This window comes from Gemmatimonadota bacterium (assembly GCA_041390105.1).
GTDB lineage: Bacteria > Gemmatimonadota > Gemmatimonadetes > Longimicrobiales > Gaopeijiaceae > JAGQIF01.
This window is the reverse complement of sequence record JAWKQO010000001.1, coordinates 183,563-199,654: the sequence shown is the minus strand read 5'-3', so window position 1 is coordinate 199,654 and position 16,092 is coordinate 183,563. Positions and strand designations below refer to the sequence as shown.

Annotated in this window: 12 protein-coding genes; 3 read left to right on the top strand and 9 right to left on the bottom strand. The window is 67.7% G+C overall.

Features of this window, described 5'->3' with window-relative positions; translation table 11 throughout:
• Positions 1-95 precede the first annotated feature (95 nt).
• The 8 genes from R3E10_00900 to R3E10_00865 form a co-directional block, all read right to left on the bottom strand.
• Positions 96-3,209, bottom strand: a complete 3,114-nt coding sequence (locus tag R3E10_00900; protein MEZ4414290.1) for an efflux RND transporter permease subunit — start codon at positions 3,207-3,209, stop codon at positions 96-98.
• Positions 3,206-6,550, bottom strand: coding sequence for an efflux RND transporter permease subunit (locus R3E10_00895; GenBank protein MEZ4414289.1), 3,345 nt, complete (start codon positions 6,548-6,550; stop codon positions 3,206-3,208). The genes R3E10_00900 and R3E10_00895 overlap by 4 nt, the downstream gene beginning before the upstream one ends.
• A 1-nt stretch (position 6,551) precedes the next feature.
• Positions 6,552-7,931, bottom strand: coding sequence for a TolC family protein (locus R3E10_00890; GenBank protein ID MEZ4414288.1), 1,380 nt, complete (start codon positions 7,929-7,931; stop codon positions 6,552-6,554).
• Positions 7,928-9,127 (bottom strand): efflux RND transporter periplasmic adaptor subunit, encoded by a 1,200-nt coding sequence (locus R3E10_00885; protein MEZ4414287.1) that lies wholly within the window; start codon positions 9,125-9,127, stop codon positions 7,928-7,930. Before R3E10_00885 ends, R3E10_00890 begins: the two co-directional genes overlap by 4 nt.
• A 236-nt stretch (positions 9,128-9,363) precedes the next feature.
• Positions 9,364-10,395, bottom strand: coding sequence for a hypothetical protein (locus R3E10_00880; protein ID MEZ4414286.1), 1,032 nt, complete (start codon positions 10,393-10,395; stop codon positions 9,364-9,366).
• A 161-nt stretch (positions 10,396-10,556) separates the two neighbouring features.
• On the bottom strand, positions 10,557-11,843 hold the full coding sequence (locus R3E10_00875; protein ID MEZ4414285.1) for a hypothetical protein: 1,287 nt from the start codon (positions 11,841-11,843) through the stop codon (positions 10,557-10,559).
• Positions 11,819-12,352 (bottom strand): hypothetical protein, encoded by a 534-nt coding sequence (locus tag R3E10_00870; protein MEZ4414284.1) that lies wholly within the window; start codon positions 12,350-12,352, stop codon positions 11,819-11,821. Before R3E10_00870 ends, R3E10_00875 begins: the two co-directional genes overlap by 25 nt.
• Positions 12,353-12,384: 32 nt before the next feature.
• Positions 12,385-12,567 (bottom strand): hypothetical protein, encoded by a 183-nt coding sequence (locus tag R3E10_00865; GenBank protein MEZ4414283.1) that lies wholly within the window; start codon positions 12,565-12,567, stop codon positions 12,385-12,387.
• A 372-nt stretch (positions 12,568-12,939) separates the two neighbouring features.
• Between R3E10_00865 and R3E10_00860 the strand changes: the two genes are divergently transcribed.
• Genes R3E10_00860 through R3E10_00850 form a run of 3 tightly spaced genes read left to right on the top strand, consistent with a single transcriptional unit; the run spans position 12,940 to position 14,730 of the window.
• Entirely contained in the window at positions 12,940-13,779 is an 840-nt protein-coding gene (locus R3E10_00860) for a hypothetical protein (protein MEZ4414282.1), read from the top strand.
• 49 nt (positions 13,780-13,828) lie between these two features.
• The gene (locus R3E10_00855) at positions 13,829-14,356 is read left to right on the top strand and encodes an RNA polymerase sigma factor (GenBank protein MEZ4414281.1); all 528 of its coding nucleotides are present in this window, start codon (positions 13,829-13,831) and stop codon (positions 14,354-14,356) included.
• 47 nt (positions 14,357-14,403) lie between these two features.
• On the top strand, positions 14,404-14,730 hold the full coding sequence (locus R3E10_00850; protein MEZ4414280.1) for a hypothetical protein: 327 nt from the start codon (positions 14,404-14,406) through the stop codon (positions 14,728-14,730).
• A gap of 47 nt (positions 14,731-14,777) precedes the next feature.
• Here the strand turns inward: R3E10_00850 and ispG are convergent, their stop codons facing one another.
• Complete coding sequence (ispG, locus tag R3E10_00845) at positions 14,778-15,992, bottom strand: flavodoxin-dependent (E)-4-hydroxy-3-methylbut-2-enyl-diphosphate synthase (GenBank protein MEZ4414279.1); 1,215 nt, start codon at positions 15,990-15,992, stop codon at positions 14,778-14,780.
• Positions 15,993-16,092 lie beyond the last annotated feature (100 nt).

The window sequence follows — 16,092 nt, the reverse complement described above, 5'->3', positions numbered from 1 at the left end:
AGCGAAGGTCCCGGTCGGAGAGCGTGGAAGCGGGCGCGCGAGCCCTACCCAACGGGACGGGGTTCCCTAACGGGGCGGGCCTCTATGGATAGAAATCAGTCGGCGGGCTGTAAAGTGGGTGCCAGGACCGCCGGACGCATGGCGGCGGCGGGAGCGCGGGGGCGCTCGAACAGGAGGTAGAGCGCCGGGGTCGTGGTCAGCACGAACAGCGTGGAGGAGAGCAGGCCACCGATGAGGGCATAGGCGAGCGCGTTCCAGATGTTCGAGTCCACGGAGACCGAGCGCAGCACCAGGGGGAGGAGGCCCAGCACGGTGGTGGCCGTGGTCATGAAGATGGGCCGGACACGTTGCAGCGTGCCCTCCACGATCGCCTCCTTCAGGGGCAGCCCCTCCTCCCGGCGTAGCCGGTTCATCTTGTCGACGAGCAGGATGGCGTTGTTGACCACGATGCCACCCATCATGATCACGCCGATGTAGGCCTCCCTCGTGAAGGTGATGTCCCAAAAGAAGAAGATCAGGAACACCCCGATCAACGCCATCGGAACCGTCAACAGCACGCAGAGCGGTTGCCGCAGGGATTCGAATAGCGCCGCGGTCACCATGTAGATCAGCCCGATGGAGACCAACAGCACCAGGTAGATCTGTTCGCGCTCCTCGTCGTTCCAGCGACCGTAGCGATCCGACTTCTTCACGGTGTACCCGGGCGGGGTCTGGGTGGCGTTGATGATCTGGTCGTGGATGATGTCCCCCAGCTTGGTGGGGCCCCGGAACTCGTAGGCGACCGTCCTCTGGTATTGCTGGTCTTCCCGGCGGATCTCGGAGAGGACCTCACGGGGACCCAGGTGCACCACGTCCCCGACGCGCACGCCACTGCCGTCCGGGGCCTCCACCAGGACCTCCTGCAATGCGCGTACGTCGAGCTCCCGGTTGCCGGTCAGTCGGACCTCGTAGCGGATCTCCTCTCCTCCCACCTTCACCCGGTTGAAGCTCGCCCCGGACGCGATCGCCGCGCTCATGCGCTCCACGAACTGCTGTACTGTCAACCCGTAGCGGGCCAGCGCCTCGCGGTCGATGTCGACCACCCACTCGTAGGCACGCTCCGCATTGTAGAAGGAGCCCGTCGAGTTGGTATCCACCTCCTGCACGCGGGGCTGGCGTCGCAGGCGCCGGCCGAGGTCTTCCGCGATGTCCCGCACCTTCTCGTAGTTGTAGCCGAGCACCTGGATGGCATAGTTGGGTGCGCCCCCGCCCCCGCCGTAGAACGACGGACCGTACCCGTAGACCCGAACCTCCGCGCCGGAAAAGCCCAAACCGAAGCTGGTCAGCTGCTCCTTGACGGCCACGGGCACGCCGGTCTGCTCCAACGAGTCCGGGAAGAAGACGTTGGTGAAGGCGAACTGCGGCTGCACCTGGCTGTTGAACTCGTCGACCTCCGGCATGCGCTTCAGGCGCTGTTCGAAGTACTGCACCAGCTCGTCCATGCGCTCCAGGTCGGAGCCGCGCGGCAACTCGTAGATGACCCGGAGGTACGTGTCGTCTCCCCAGCCGAAGCGGCTCCAGACCACCCCCCGGTCCACGTGCTTGTCGAAGAGCCAGCCGGACCCGGCGAAGGCCGCTAGCGTCAGGAGGCACATCCACAACGGATGGGCGGTGATGAACGCGAGCAGGGTTGCATAGAAGCGCACGTAGATGGGCCGCTCTACCGTGTCCTGGCCTGCGGCCGACCGTCGTACCGGCAGGACCCGGGCGGACAACGCGGGAATGAAGGTGAACGACACCAGCAGTGACCCGATCAGCGTGAGGGCCACCACCACGGCCAGGGGCACGTAGAAGACGCGCAGCTCGCCTTGCAGATAGACGAACGGCAGGAAGACGATCAACGTGGTTGCCGTCGACGCCAGGATGGGCAGGATCACCTCTCGCGTGCCCCGTTCCGCCGCCTCCGCTGCCGTCCCTCCGTGCTGCCAGGCCCGGTAGATGTTTTCGAGGACGACGATGGAATTGTCCACAATGAGACCGAAGCCCATCGCGAGCCCCATCAGGGTCAGGAGATTGAGTGCGTAGCCTCCGAAGTAGATGAGGTTGAGGGCGATCAGCACCGAGAAGGCGATCGTGGCGAAGATGACCACGGTGGAGCGGATGGACCGCAGAAAGAGCAGCAGCACCACGAGAATCACCACCCCGGACAGCAAGGCGCGCGTGCGCAGGTCCGTCAGCTGACGGCGGATCTCCTTGCTCTCGTCGTACTCCAGGGTGTACTGGCTGCCCACCGGGCCCGCACCCTCGAGACGGGTCACGACCTCCTTGACCCGGTCCGCGACGCGCACAGAGTTGGCCCCGACCTCCTTGACGACCTCGAAGCGTACGGCGGGTTGCGCGTCGATCCGGTAGTGCGAGCGCGGCTCCTCGAAGGTATCTCGCACACGGGCCACGTCCGCCACCCGCACCAGACGACCCTCGTCCGCCAGCAGGACCGCACTGCGGAACTCGTCCACCGACCCGGGGCGGTTCCGGATGGTCACCGTCCACTGGCGATCACCTTCTCGGTGGGTGCCGGCCTCACGCACCAGGTCGAGGTCGGCGATGCGCTGCCGCACTTCCTCCGGCTTGAGGTCGAGGGCGTGCATACGCTGTGGATCGAGCTCGATCTCGATGACCCGCTCCTGGCCCCCGCCGATGCGCACGAACCCGACCCCTTCGACCTGCGCGATCAGGGGTTGGACCTCGTCCTCCAGATACGTGCGCAGCGCACCCAACGTGTGGGGTCCGGAGAAGGTGTAGGCGATGAACCGGCGATCCTGGTTGGAGAACTGCTCCGGCACGTAGGGCTCGACCGTGATGTTCCGCACGCCGGGAGGGAGGTCCTCCTGGAGGGTGGCCATGCGTTCGGCCAGCTCCATGCGCGTGAAGTCCATGTCGACTTCGCGGCTGAACTCGATCTCCAGGCGGGTGTTCCCCTCGGCCGAGACCGAGGTGAGCTTCTCGACACCCTTGAGCTGCTGGATGGCGGCCTCGATCGGGGAGGTGAGAAACGCCTCCACCGTCTCGGGGGAGGTGCCCGTCCACTCCGCGGTCACACTGAGGCGCGGCAGCTCGGTGTCGGGAAGCAGCTCGATGGGGATGTTGCGCCACGCCGCCACGCCCAGCAGGGCCACCGAGGCGTATGCCATGGCCACGGCGACCGGACGGCGAATGCTCAGCCGGATCACAGGGCCGCCGCCACGGGGGTGGCCTCTGCCGTGTCCCCGCGCGTCACGGGGACGGGACGAACCACGAAGGCGGTCTCCACGATGGCGTACACCACCGGGACCACCACGAGGGTCAGCAACGTCGCTACGGTGAGTCCGCCGATGACCGCGATGGCCAGAGGAGCCCTGAGATCCGCACCGCGCCCGATCCCGAGCGCCATGGGCAACAGGCCGAGCACCGTCGTGATCGTGGTCATGAGGATCGGGCGCAGGCGCACCCGACCCGCCTCCAGGATCGCCTCGCGCAGGGGCGCGCCGCGCTGCCGCGCTTGACGAATGAAGTCCACCTTCACGATCGAGTCGTTGACTACGATCCCGACCAGGATCACCACACCGATCAGGCTCATGGTGTTGAGCCCCCCACCGGTCAGCCCCAAGGCCAGGACGGCCCCCACCAGGGCCAGCGGCACCGCGGTCAGGATCGTGAACGGGTGCGCGAACGACTCGAACTGGGCCGCGAGGATCATGTAGACCAGCAGCAGCGCCAGGAGGAAGGCGAAGGCCAGGTCCCGGAAGGAGCGTCGCATCTCCTCATTCTCGCCGCCCACCTCGACCCGCAGGCCGCGAGCGAGGGTCAGCCCGGCCAGCTGCTGCTGCACCGCCTCCAAGGCCCCGTCCAGGCCGCCCCCAACCACATCGGCCAACACGGTGGTGACCCGTCCCTGGTCCTCGCGCCGTACCTCGGAAGGCGCAAGCGCCTCACGCACGCGCACCAGGTCCTTCAGAGGCACACCTTGCACGCGCAGGAGGTCCAACGCTTCGATGGAGAAGCGGTAGTCGTCCGGAAGGCGCACGATGACGTTGATCTTGCGATCGAAGTCCACGTACTCGGTCGCTCGAGCACCCCGCATCGCCCGCTCGACCGTCTCCGCCACGGCTCGGGGCTCGATCCCGTAGCGCGCCGCCTGCTCTCGCAGCACCTCCACCTGGTATTGGGGCCGCCCTTGGCTCTGACCGATGCGCACGTTGCCCAGCGAGGGCACGGCGGCGAGCCGCGACTCGATCTCCTGGGCGGCCCGGTAGGCGCCCTCCAGGTCCTCTCCCCGGATGCGGACGGCGATGTCCGCGTCCGCGCCTCCCATGAGGCGTCCCAGGGCCGTGGCCTCGCCCTCCCGTACGGAGAGCGCACCCAACGGCAACGGCACCTCCGGGTGGCGCGCTCGCTCCGCGACCTCGGCGGTGGAAGCGTGCGGGCGGAGACGAACCTGCAAGGTCGCCGTATGGAGCCCGGTGTCCTCGTCGCTCTCCGCGTAGGCGCGCACATCCCGTCCGACCTGGGTGAAGACCGCCTCCACATCCGGATCGGCCAGGAGTTCTTCCTCGAGGCGGGTGGCCACCGCCGTCGTGGCTTCCAGGCTGGTGCCCTGCTCCAACGCGAGGTGAAGCGTGAACGAGCCCTGGTCGACCTGAGGTAGCACGTCCCGGTCCAACAGGACGCCGAGCAGCAGGGCCATGGCCAAGGCCGCGACCGATGACCCGACCACGGCGGCCTTCCGGTCCAGCGCCCGCTCGAGCAGACGGTGGTAGCCCCGCTCGAAGCGAGCATATCCGCGATCGAAGGCGGCGAAGGCCCTCCGCGTGAACGGGCGTACCAACCCGGCCAAGAGCCCTCCCCAGTACCCGAGCAGGGCTCGCGCGAAAGGAAGCAGGCGGTCGAGCAGCAGCCACACGACGAGTGCCCACAACCAACGAACGAACCGCACCGGTGCGCTCAGGAACCGTAGCAAGCGGCCCCTGGAGGGACCGAAGGCTGCCCAGTACGGTCGTGGCCTCAACCCTGCTGCTCGGCCCTCGGCCGTTCCGAAGCGGGCCGCTACCGCGGGAAGCAGCGTCAGGGCCACGAGCAGGCTCATCATCAGCGAGAATGCCACGGTCAGGGAAAGATCCGCGAAAAGCTCCCCCGCGACGCCTTCGACGTAGATGATGGGCCCGAACACCGCGACGGTCGTCAGGGTGGAGGCGGTGATGGCGCCCTGGACCTCCTCGGCACCGAGGGCAGCGGCCTCCTGGGGCGATGCACCCAGCTCGCGATGGCGGAAGATGTTCTCCAGGACCACGATGGAATTGTCCACCAGCATCCCGACGCCCAACGCCAGCCCCCCCAGGCTCATGATGTTGAGCGAGACGTCGAACGCCTCCATCAACGAGAACGTGCCGATGACGGAGATGGGAATGGCCAGCGCCACTCCAACGGGATAGCGCGGGTCCCGCAGAAAGAAGAACAGCACCAGGAACGCGAGCAGCCCCCCCAGAATGAGCGCCTGCACCACGTTGCTGATCGACTCCGAGATGAACTCGGCCTGTGTGGAAGCGACGTCGAGATGCAGGGTCGGGTACTCCCCCCTCAGCTGTTCGAGCACCCCCGCCACGTCGCGCGCCACCGACACGGTGTTGGCGCCGGACTCCTTGAAGACGAGCAGGCCGACGGCTTCCGCGCCGGCATAGCGCGCCACCGACTCCCGGTCGGCGAACCCGTCGGTCACTTGAGCTACGTCCCGCACGCGCACCAAGCGTGTCCCGCTGGGGATCTGCCGTTCGGTATCGGCGTAGAGCGTCTGCCGTGCGACCACCACGTCCTGGATCTCGTCGACCGTCTGGAACTCTCCGAGCGTCCTGAGCGGGTAGCGATAGCGACCACGGAGGATGGTGCCCCCCGGCGCACTGTAGTTGGCGCCACTCAGGGCCGACTCGATCTGTTCCAGGGTGACGCTGTAGGCCTGGATGAGCTCCGGATCGACCTCCACCTGGATCTCGCGGTCCAGCCCTCCGGTGACCGCGGCCTCGGCAACCCCTTCCAGCTGCTCCAGGCGGCGACGGATGACCGTCTCCGTGAGCTCCTTCGTTTGCCAGAGATCCGCGCCCCCGGTCACCGACAGAGCCAGGATGGGCTCGGACTCGGGATCGACCCGCAGGATGCGGGGTCGGGCCCGCGCAGCGCTTTCCGGGAGCTGGTCGCGCACGTTGTCCAGGCGCTCTCGCAGATCCAGCGTTGCGAAGTCCATGTCGGTGCCCCAGGCGAAGCGCAGGGTCACCAGGCTGACTCCCTCACGGGACACCGATGTGACCCGCTCCACGCCCGGGACGGCCGCCGCCTGCGCTTCGATGCGCTGCGTCACCAGCCGCTCCACCTCGGCTGGAGCCACGTCCGGATAGGACGTGTAGACCACCAGGCGCGGATAGCTCACGTCGGGCAGCAGATCGATGGGAAGCCGAAAGAAGGAGATCAACCCCAGCAGCACGACGCTCAGGAAGAGCATCGCGACCGCTACGGGGCGGTGCGTGGATCCGCGCGGCAGGGACATCTCAGCGGGATTGCGCGGAGAGGAGGTCGTCCATACGGACGCCAGCGGCTTCTTCGAAGGCGATCCTGGCCTGGACGAAGTCGTAGCGAGCGCCCAGCGCGTCGCGGCGGGCCTGAGCGTCCTCGCGCACGGCGGACTGCAGCTCCTCGAACGACTTCACGGCGAGCCGGTATTCCTCACGCACCAAGCGCAGGCGTTCCTCAGCCACGTCCTGGGCGGCACGGGTGGCCTCGACCTGGTCCGACGCGCTCATCAGATCGATCCAGGCGCTCCGGACGTCGCGCTCCACCTCCAGCCGGCGCAGCCGGGTGGTCTCCTGCGCGTTCCGCAGACCCACATCGGCCTGCGCGATCTGATACGAGGTCTGGAACTGCCGGAACACGGGGATGCTGAGCGACAACTGGAGATTGCCGTTGGAGCGGTCGTTGGGGCTCAGGTCGAAGAGCGCTTCGCCGTCCTGGGCAAACGTCCCGCGGCCCAGGCTGCCGTCCAATGTGAGAGACGGCCAGCGTCGCGCGCGCGCGGCCGACGTGGCCGCGGCAGACGCCTGCTCGTCGGCCGCCGCGCTTCGAACCGTGGCGTGGTTCTCCACCGCCTGTCCCACCAACCCCTCGACATCGACCGTGGAGGGATCGAAGAGGACGACGGCGGTGGGGTCCACCGCCTCCACGCGCTGGGTGGGCACCCCGATGGCCGCTTGCAGCCCCAGCAGCGCCTTGTCGCGCTCCCCGGCGGCGGCCCGGACCTGGACGTCCTGGCGGCGCACCGCCAACTCGGCGCCCAACACGTCGCTTCTCGACTTGCCCGCGAGCGCGAACAGCCGTTCGGTCGCTTCGAGATCCCTCCGCACTTCATCGAGCAGGGCCTGTTCGATGGCTAGCAGCTCCTGCTGCCTCTGCGCGGTGTAGAAGTCTCGTTCGACCGACGCCTCCACGCGAAGCAGCTCCGCCCGGGCCGTCCACCGTCGGGCCTCGCCCGCCGCCCGCGCCTGTCCAAGCTCGTGGAAGCGCCTCCCCCCCTCGAAGAGCGGCACGCTCAGCCCCAACCCCTGGTTGGATCCCGAGTTGTACCGGGTCTGCGCGTTGGGATTGGGGATCGGGTTGCCGAAGTCGTCCGTTCCGACCAGCTGGCGCGTGAACCCACCACTGGTGCCCGCCGACAGGTTCAGGCTGGGCAGGAACGCCCCCCAGGCCTGCCGCGTCTCGGGGACGGCCAGATCCAGGTTGTTGAGGGCACTCCGGTAGGCGGGATTGCCCTCGCGAGCCAGTTCCAGAGCGCGCTCCAGCGTCAACGACGTTTGCGCCTGCAACCTGGCTGCGGTGCTCGGGAGCCACGGCGCGGCTGTCAGCAGGAGGACCAGCGGCGCCCGCCCGGTGTTCATCGTCCCGGTCTCCGCTCGTCGGCGCCGAGTCGCTCCTCGAGCCGGATCGGGGCATCGTGGATCAGGTAGGTGTGGCCGTCCACCAACACGATCTCCCCGGGCTCGACCGTCTTGGTATCGGGGTTGTCCACGATCTCGACGAGGGTCTCGTTCTCCCGTCCGGGAGTCACGTAGCGCCACTCGGACCGCAGGATGTCTCCGTCCTGACGGGCGACGAACAGCATGGGCCGACCATCGCGTTCGAGGATGGCACGCCGCGGCACCAGGATGCGATCCGGGAAGTACTCGGCTTCCAACGAAACCCGCGCGTACATCCCCGGCTTGATCCGCCCCTGCGGGTTCCGCAGGTAGAGGGTGACGCGGGCGCTGCCGGTCTCGGGGTCGACCAACGGGTTGATGGTCTCGAGCGTGCCGTCGAAGACCTCCCCTGGCAGGGCTGTGAAGGTTACTCGAGCCCGCCGCCCCCGGGAGAGCAGGTCCAGGTCCTTTTCGAGGACCTGCGCCTCCACCTTGATCGGATCCAGATCGACCAACGTGAGGAGCTCCGCGCCCTCGTTGACGAACTGGCCGGGGACCACCTTCAGATCCGCCACGCGTCCAGCGAAGGGTGCCCGCACATGCGTGCGCTCCAGCGCCAGCTCGGCCTCGTCCAGTGCCACCTGCGCCTGGTCGTATCCGCTGATCGAGCGCGCGAAACGCTCTCGCTCCGCCCTCAGCTCGGGATCCGTGATCTCTTCATCGAAGAGAATCTTCTGCCGATAGGCTGCCTCGGCGGAGAGCAGCTCGCTCCGGCGGCGGGCGACGCCCAGCGCGTACTCGGTGGAATCGATCTGAAGCAACAGCGTCCCCTGCCCCACCGGGTCGCTCTCGCGAACCTGCACCTCGAGCACGGCCCCACGCACCAGGGCACCCACCTGCGCCTCACGGATCGGCTCGGCGCGGCCATCCGCCGTCACCGACATCCAGAGGGTGTCCCGGACCACGGGCTCCCCGACCACGGCCGACGCGCCTTGCGTCGAGAACTGCAGGGCCGCGGAAGTCTCCGGAGACGACTCGTCCGCCTGGCCCGGCTCCGCCCCGGTAGACGTCTCTCCTTCGGGCGTCTCGCCGCGAAGGCGGTAATAGACGCCCACTGTGAGGGCCGCGAGGACCAGGAGAACGGTGAACCCACCGAGAGTCTGTTTCGAGAAAGCCATTCAGTCGCCCTTCCGCGCGGGGTTGACCGGCGTCGAGGGGGAGAGGTCCTCCGCCCGAGCGCGACCCATTGGATGCGCGGTCGAGGAACAGCGTTGCCGCCCGAGGAGCACCGGCCGGCCCGTGCCCTCGAAACGTCCGTCCTAGGGTACCCGCGGCGATCGGCCGGGGTCAATGTCGCCGCGAGACGGGGCCTGCCCTGACGGGTGGGCTCGCCCGCCGCCCCGCACAGGAACGCCTAGACGACCCGCTGCGTCGGAAAGGGCAGGACTGCGGTCTCGGGCCGGTCCTCGCGCAACGCGTACCGGAGGATGCCCGGTCCCGGGCTGCGGATCGCCGCATAGAGGTGCGTGCCGCACGGCGAGAGTCCGAGCGCGATCGCGTCGTAGTCGAGCTCGAAGGCGCGACGGAGGTGGAGATCCCAACCGAACTCGACGACCAGCCGGCCGGCGGACGCTGCCGCTCCACACTCGAGCGGGCGCCGCCCGCCGTAGAGCGCGAACAGCGAATCCGCGCCGGCGACGAGGTCGATGTATCCGGTCCGCGTTCGCTCGTCGAACAGGGCGACCGGACGTCCGAAGGTGCGATCGACCCGGTAGTGAGGCTCGAAGTCCTGCAGTCTGGGCGCCCGGGCCAGGACGTGTCCGTCGGTGTCGAGGACCTCCAGTCGATCCGCCCTACGTGTTGCCAGGGCGTACAGGCTGCCTCCGGGATGCACGCGCAGGACCGATTCGTAGGCAGCCTGTCGGATGGCGAGGTCCTCCGCGTGGGGACCCGGAACCTGCCCGAAGGTCTCGATCAGACGGCCTTGCGCATCGAAGCGCGCCAGACGGTTCGTCGGGAAGGCGCCGGTGGCCACGATGCTGTCGCCGGCCCACTCCGCTTGTTGCACCGGGTGGATCGCCTCCAGGGTCACCGTGTGTTCGGGGAGGCGCCGGGGGGGTAGGCCCACCGCCTCTCCATGAAGGTCGAAGCGGGTCAGGCGATGGAGGACAGAGTCGAAGGCCCAGACACCATCGGGGTCGTCCTTGCGGCGGGTCAGCGAGCGCGGTCCCAGGAACGCGCCCGGGCTGCGACCCCGGCTGCCCGTCTGACGGAGTACCCGGGCCCGAGCCAGGTTGAGCACCCGGAGCGCGGGAGGGGCGGTCTCGTCGAGAAGGACGAGGTGCTCGTCGTCCACCGCCAGGGCCTGTTGCGGATGACCCACCATCCGTGACGGACAAACCCGTGCACCCCGAAGCGGGGAGACGGCACGCAAGGTCTCGATCATGCCCATCGGTTCCACAGGCGCCCCACGGGGCGCCCCTCAGGGGGGTACAACCCGAAAACGACCCCCTGCAGGGGACGATTCCGGTGCCAATGAACCGGATGTCTTGTCCGAGGCGGGACGAAGACGACCTGCGTCCCCCCCAAATCCCAAATCCGTGTCTTCTACTGCTGCAACGCGCCTCCGCCACCCGCGCTCACGAACGTCGCCGCAGCCGACTGCGCGGCGGGCCTCTCCTGACCCGGTGCCTCTGCGAGCACAACGGGGCGGTCCGCCGCCCGCGGCGCCACGCCCGGCAGGGATGCGACGAGCACGGTACGGACCGCAGTCCCGAGGTCCTCGGTGATCACGGCGACGCGACCGCCCTTGTCGGAGGCCAGCGCGGCAGCGCGTCCGGGGAGCTCGTAGCTGGCCTCCACGCGACCGTGGCGGTCGACGACGTCCACAAAGGACCGGGGCCAGAAGTCCTTGAAGCCCGCGTCCCCGGCCCCACGTTGGACCTCCCGCCAGTCGCGGAAGCGCAGCACGGCGAAACGTCCGCCGGAAAGGGCGGCAAGCCCCGTTACGTTGGGTTGGTACGCCGCCCGATTGAGCCGGAAGCCGTCCATGACGGGGCGACCGACCATCACGACCGGATCCACGCCCCGATGGTAGACGGGGAGAGGGATCGGATCGCCGATCTCGGCACCCGTATGATCGTATCCACGGATGGTGGCATCAGCCTCGGTGAGCACCCACAGCGTATCCGCCACGAAGTCCGCGTTGACGTGGTTGAACACACGGCGCAACACCACGTCCTCGTAGGGAGTGGGCTCGCCCAACGACCCCAGCTGCTGACCCTGGGGATCCCAGATCCGCACCAGGGCGACGCCCTCCCAGGCATCGGAGTCCTTCAAGTAGGGGCCCAGGGAGGCGCTGAACCACGAGTCCACGAAACGACCGTCCCGCGCCAGGGCGAACTCGCCCACGTAGGGGATCCCCTGGGGAATCGGCGGTGCGGCCACCACGTCCCGGTAGGTTCCGTCCGCGTCGAAGAACTGGATGCGCCACTCCTCGGAGTCGACGGCCATGAATCCCGACCCGTCATCGCGGCAACGCACCATCTCGAGACGCCGGAATTCCCCTGGGCCCTCCCCGTCACGTCCCAGGGAACGCAGGTGCCTGCCCTCGGGGTCGAACCAGTCGATGCGCTCGGTGCCTCCGTCGGAGACGAGGAGCTTGTCGCCGAGGAAGCACGCGCCGTTCGGAATGAGAACGAGCGAGTCCCGCCCCGCGAACTGGGGCGAGCGGAGATCCAGCCATGCCAGCGGCTCGGCAGGCACGGCACTCGATAGCGACCGGCGGCCGTCCAGGAGCACGGCGCGGTCCAGATCGCGGCCGGCTCGCGCACCGCACGCGACCAGACTCAACACCAAAGAAGACAGTGTCAGGAAGCGACCGAGCTTGTGCACAGCTTTTCGAACCTCTCGGGTTTGTCGTTGCCACGGTACGGCCAGACATCCAGGACTTCCTCCCCGTTGCGGATCAAGACCACAGCGGGGACGGCCTGGATGGCGAGCACCTTCTTGATGTCGGGTTGAAAGACCACCCGACTGTCCTTGTGTACCAATTCCCGGAACTCCCGCGCCCCCGGATCGTCCGTGTCCGACACCCACACGGTCGGAACAGCCAAGCCATCCCCTCGCCGCGCCTCTTTGACCGCTGCCTCGTGACAGAACGGGCAGACGGAGGCGAACACGACGATGGCCTCGCACGCACTTCCGGTCAGAAGCGTGCTCGAGGTGCCGTCCTTCAGATCCACGACCTCCAGAGAGGCCAGGTCACGAACCCGCTCACCAGGCTCGAGCTTGGAGACATACAAAGCCTTTCCGCCGGAGAGCCGCGATTGGATGAACGCGTGCCCTCCGGTGGCGAAGGCCAGTAGGCCTACGATCAGGACGGTCTTACGAGAGCTGGACATCAGGGGCGCGGAGGTCCCGATTCAGACTGCGCTCAGGAGGAGCAGTGACAGAACAGCCAGCACGACGCGCAGCAGGCGAAGATCTCACCCGCGTCCCGGTCGATGCAGATGTTGTCGCTGTACCCGGCCGCCGCGGGCGCCGCGATTCCCAGGTTCACGAGCACGAACGAAGTGAGGATCCAGTGCTTGCGCACGAACCCGAGGGCCTTCCGCATGGCGGTCTCCTTTTGTACCAGATCTGGATTTCTGTGGTCTCGACCGAACACGGAGAACGACCGCCCCAGCGTGAGACGATTTCGTGTGCGCCCCCCATCGCCCACTCCATCGCTCGCCGCCTTGAACCACCGAAGTGATCGGGCGGCCGCCCCCATGTTCGACCCTACAACGTCACGAGCCCCGAGATCGGTTTACACGGAGTCGGCAGGACCTCGTCCAAGGGCCCTGGGAGCCCCCGGCGGGCCCCGCCAGGCCCGGGAAGGCTCGGGCCCGGCCGGTAAACGGTTTCCCCCGTCCGTGGCGTTCCATACCATGGGGGATATGCCCCCGTGGTTCAGCTGGCATAGGGACCATGCTCGACCGAGAGGAGCGTGAATACTCTGACGGGACACCCGACGTCACGGCGCGGGCTCGATACTGCGGCCTGGCAGATGACAAACCACTTCCTGCTGCTCGTACTGCTCGGCTCGCTCCTCTATATCGCGGGCAGGGTCGTGGGAACCGGGGGGAGCGCACAGGACGCCGTTGGAGCGGCTCTCTCGCTTCCGGGCTTCCTCTTCGACGTGCTCCCGGTCATCGCCGGTTTGGCCATCGTGACGGCGCGACCCTCGCGGGCCACCTTGGGACACGCGCGGCGCCTTGCGGTGATCGTCCCGATCATGATGCTGTTTCTCGACTCCGGGGTGGGGCCTGCCGCCTTCCGTGCTCAGGTGCGCCGCGCGACAGGCGGGAGCTCCGACGAGATTCCCCCGGCGCTCAGGACTGACGAGGTCGTCGTCGACGCGCACGGATCGCTGGGCGCGGTCGCACAGCTCTTGCGAAGCGGCGAGATCGCCCATGTCCCGGAGACGCCCGACCGCGCCGATTTCGACGCGCCTCGAGTGGTGGCCATCCGGGCGGGCCAGCGCCTGTTGGACATGACGCTTCCAGTCATCCTCATCGGCATTGCCCTGGGGATCATCGGGTGGTTGCACCGCAGGGTGCGGTTCGAGCGAGAGATCGATGGTCGAATGGCACAACTGATCATTGGATGGACGATCGTCCCCCTGGTCGTGTTCATGGTTTCCAGCTGGCGGGTCTCCACTACATTCGCAGCGATCTTCAACGGCTCCCCCCTGGGAACCGTCCTGATCCCCTACATACCCTTCGGGATTGTCGCAGCCGTTGGCTGGCGGTCCGCCTCGCAAGCGATGCGAGACATGGACCCCTGATCCGTCCGACCCGACGCTCCCCTGCCCCCCAAATGAAGAGCCCCCTGGCGTGAGCACTGCGGACTCCCGCGAGTTCCGCACGCTGATGGCGGAGTATACGCCTCGGCTGCTTCCGGTGGCGGCTTCGTTCGCCGATCGGGAGACCGAGGCCGAGGACATCCTGCAGGAGGTATGGATCCAGGTGAGCCGTACGATGGACCGAAGGCCGCCCGATGCACCGTTGGGGGCGTGGCTCTATCGGATCACGCTCAACGTAGGCCGGTCGCACCGGCGAAGGCGTCGACGACGCGAGGGCTTGAGGATCGGTCAGTGGGGTTGGTGGAGTCGCGACCGCGACGAGACCCGAGTCCCCACGATCGAAGGAGCCCAGGCCAAGAAGCGCATCTGGCAAGCGATCGCCGACCTGCCGGACCTCCAGAAGGAGGTGATCCTGCTACGGGTGGTGGAAGAGCGCAGCACCGCTGAGGTAGCCCAGATCCTGGGGCGAGCGGAAGGGACGGTAAAAGCGTCGCTGCATCGGGCCTTGGGCAAACTGCGCAACGAAATCGGAGAGCGGCACGATCTTCGCTTGACATGATTGAACCGGTAGGTCAAGCGCCACATCCCCCGGGACGGAGGTACGGAATGCAAGGACAGGAAGGCACAGGGTCGCTGGCCGAATTCGCGGACGAGGAGCTGCTCTTCGCGCTCCAGCGGCTGGCCCGTGAGGAGGCCTCGCTCCCCCTCGGGATGATCTCCCGCCTGGAGGCGGGTGTCGTTCGTGCGCAGCGGGCCTCAGCGACTCTCAGTGCAGATGCCGCCGCCGTGATGGCCTCGCTGGTCTTCGTGGTGGGAAGCTTGGTCTATGACGACGTGTTCTCGGTCGCGTTCAGCGCGGCCCTGGCCGCCGCCTCCGGGCTGTACGCGTATTCGTTGCGTTGGATCCTGGCTCCGGTGAACCAGACGACCTGAGCCGACGGGGTATACGGACGGCGGCTCTTCGTGAGCACCCCCCGCCGTCACCCCCCGTAGGTCCGCTCGACGTACGCCTCCAGGATTCCCTTGAATTCCTCGACCAGCCCCTCCCCCTTCAATGTCGTGTAGTGCTCCCCGTCCACGTAGACGGGTGCCTTGGGCTCTTCGAAGGTGCCCGGGAGCGAGATCCCCAGGTTGGCATGCTTCGACTCACCGGGTCCGTTCACGACACATCCCATGACGGCGACATCCATGGCCTCGACACCCGGGAACCGCTGCCGCCACGAGGGCATCTGCTCCCGAATGTAGTCCGTGATCTGCTGCGCCATCTCCTGGAAGAACGTGGAGGTGGTCCGCCCGCAGCCCGGACAGGAGGTGACCTGCGGTTCGAAGTTCCGGATCTGCAGGGATTGCAGGATCTGCTGGGCCACCCGGACTTCCACGGCGCGATCGCCGCCCGGCTCCGGCGTCAACGACACGCGAATGGTGTCGCCGACCCCTTCGGTCAACAGCACGGCCAAGCCGGCCGTGGAGGCCACGATCCCTTTCGCGCCCATCCCGGCTTCGGTCAGCCCGAGGTGCAGGGGGAAGTCGGAGAGGGGTGAGAGTCGCCGGTAGGCCTTGATGAGATCGGGCACTGCGGAGACCTTGGCCGACAACACGATGCGGTCGTGGTCCAACCCCGTCTCTTCCGCGAGCGCGGCGGAGCGCAGCGCGCTCTCGACCATCGCATCGATCAACACGTCGCCGGCGTCCTTGGGCTGAGCCGCACGCGCGTTCGCGTCCATCATCTCGGTCAGGAGGCGCTGGTCCAACGACCCCCAGTTGACTCCGATCCGCACCGGCTTCCCGTGCTCAACGGCGACGCGCACGATGGCCTGGAAATTCTCGTCCCTGCGCGTGGTCCCCACGTTGCCCGGATTGATCCGGTACTTGGCCAGCGCGCGTGCGCAGTCCGGGAACTCCGTCAGCAGGATGTGACCGTTGTAGTGGAAGTCGCCGATGATGGGCACACTGACGCCCTGATCCGCCAGCCGGGCCACGATCTCGGGAACCGCGCGGGCGGCTTCGCGATGGTTGACCGTCACGCGTACCAGCTCGCTCCCGGCAGCGGCGAGCCCAGCCACCTGCTCCACCGTGCTCGCCACGTCGGCCGTATCGGTGTTGGTCATGGACTGGACCACCACCGGGGCATCCCCACCCACCGTCACACCGCCGATCTCCACCGGAACGGTCTTTCTGCGCGTCCATGTGCTCACTGCGAGGTTCCTCCCCTCTGGCCGGGTTCCAGCAGGAGAATGTAGCGAGATATCCAAGGACGGGGCCGGGTCCGGAGGGCAGGACCGTGGATCGTGCGCA

What these genes read in the sequence shown, in the direction of transcription:
- R3E10_00895 (MEZ4414289.1), bottom strand. Translation starts at nt 6,550, where the DNA reads ATGTCCCTGCCGCGCGGATCCACGCACCGCCCCGTAGCGGTCGCGATG.
- R3E10_00885 (MEZ4414287.1), bottom strand. Translation starts at nt 9,127, where the DNA reads ATGGCTTTCTCGAAACAGACTCTCGGTGGGTTCACCGTTCTCCTGGTC.
- R3E10_00890 (MEZ4414288.1), bottom strand. Translation starts at nt 7,931, where the DNA reads ATGAACACCGGGCGGGCGCCGCTGGTCCTCCTGCTGACAGCCGCGCCG.
- R3E10_00865 (MEZ4414283.1), bottom strand. Translation starts at nt 12,567, where the DNA reads ATGCGGAAGGCCCTCGGGTTCGTGCGCAAGCACTGGATCCTCACTTCG.
- R3E10_00880 (MEZ4414286.1), bottom strand. Translation starts at nt 10,395, where the DNA reads ATGATCGAGACCTTGCGTGCCGTCTCCCCGCTTCGGGGTGCACGGGTT.
- R3E10_00850 (MEZ4414280.1), top strand. Translation starts at nt 14,404, where the DNA reads ATGCAAGGACAGGAAGGCACAGGGTCGCTGGCCGAATTCGCGGACGAG.
- R3E10_00870 (MEZ4414284.1), bottom strand. Translation starts at nt 12,352, where the DNA reads ATGTCCAGCTCTCGTAAGACCGTCCTGATCGTAGGCCTACTGGCCTTC.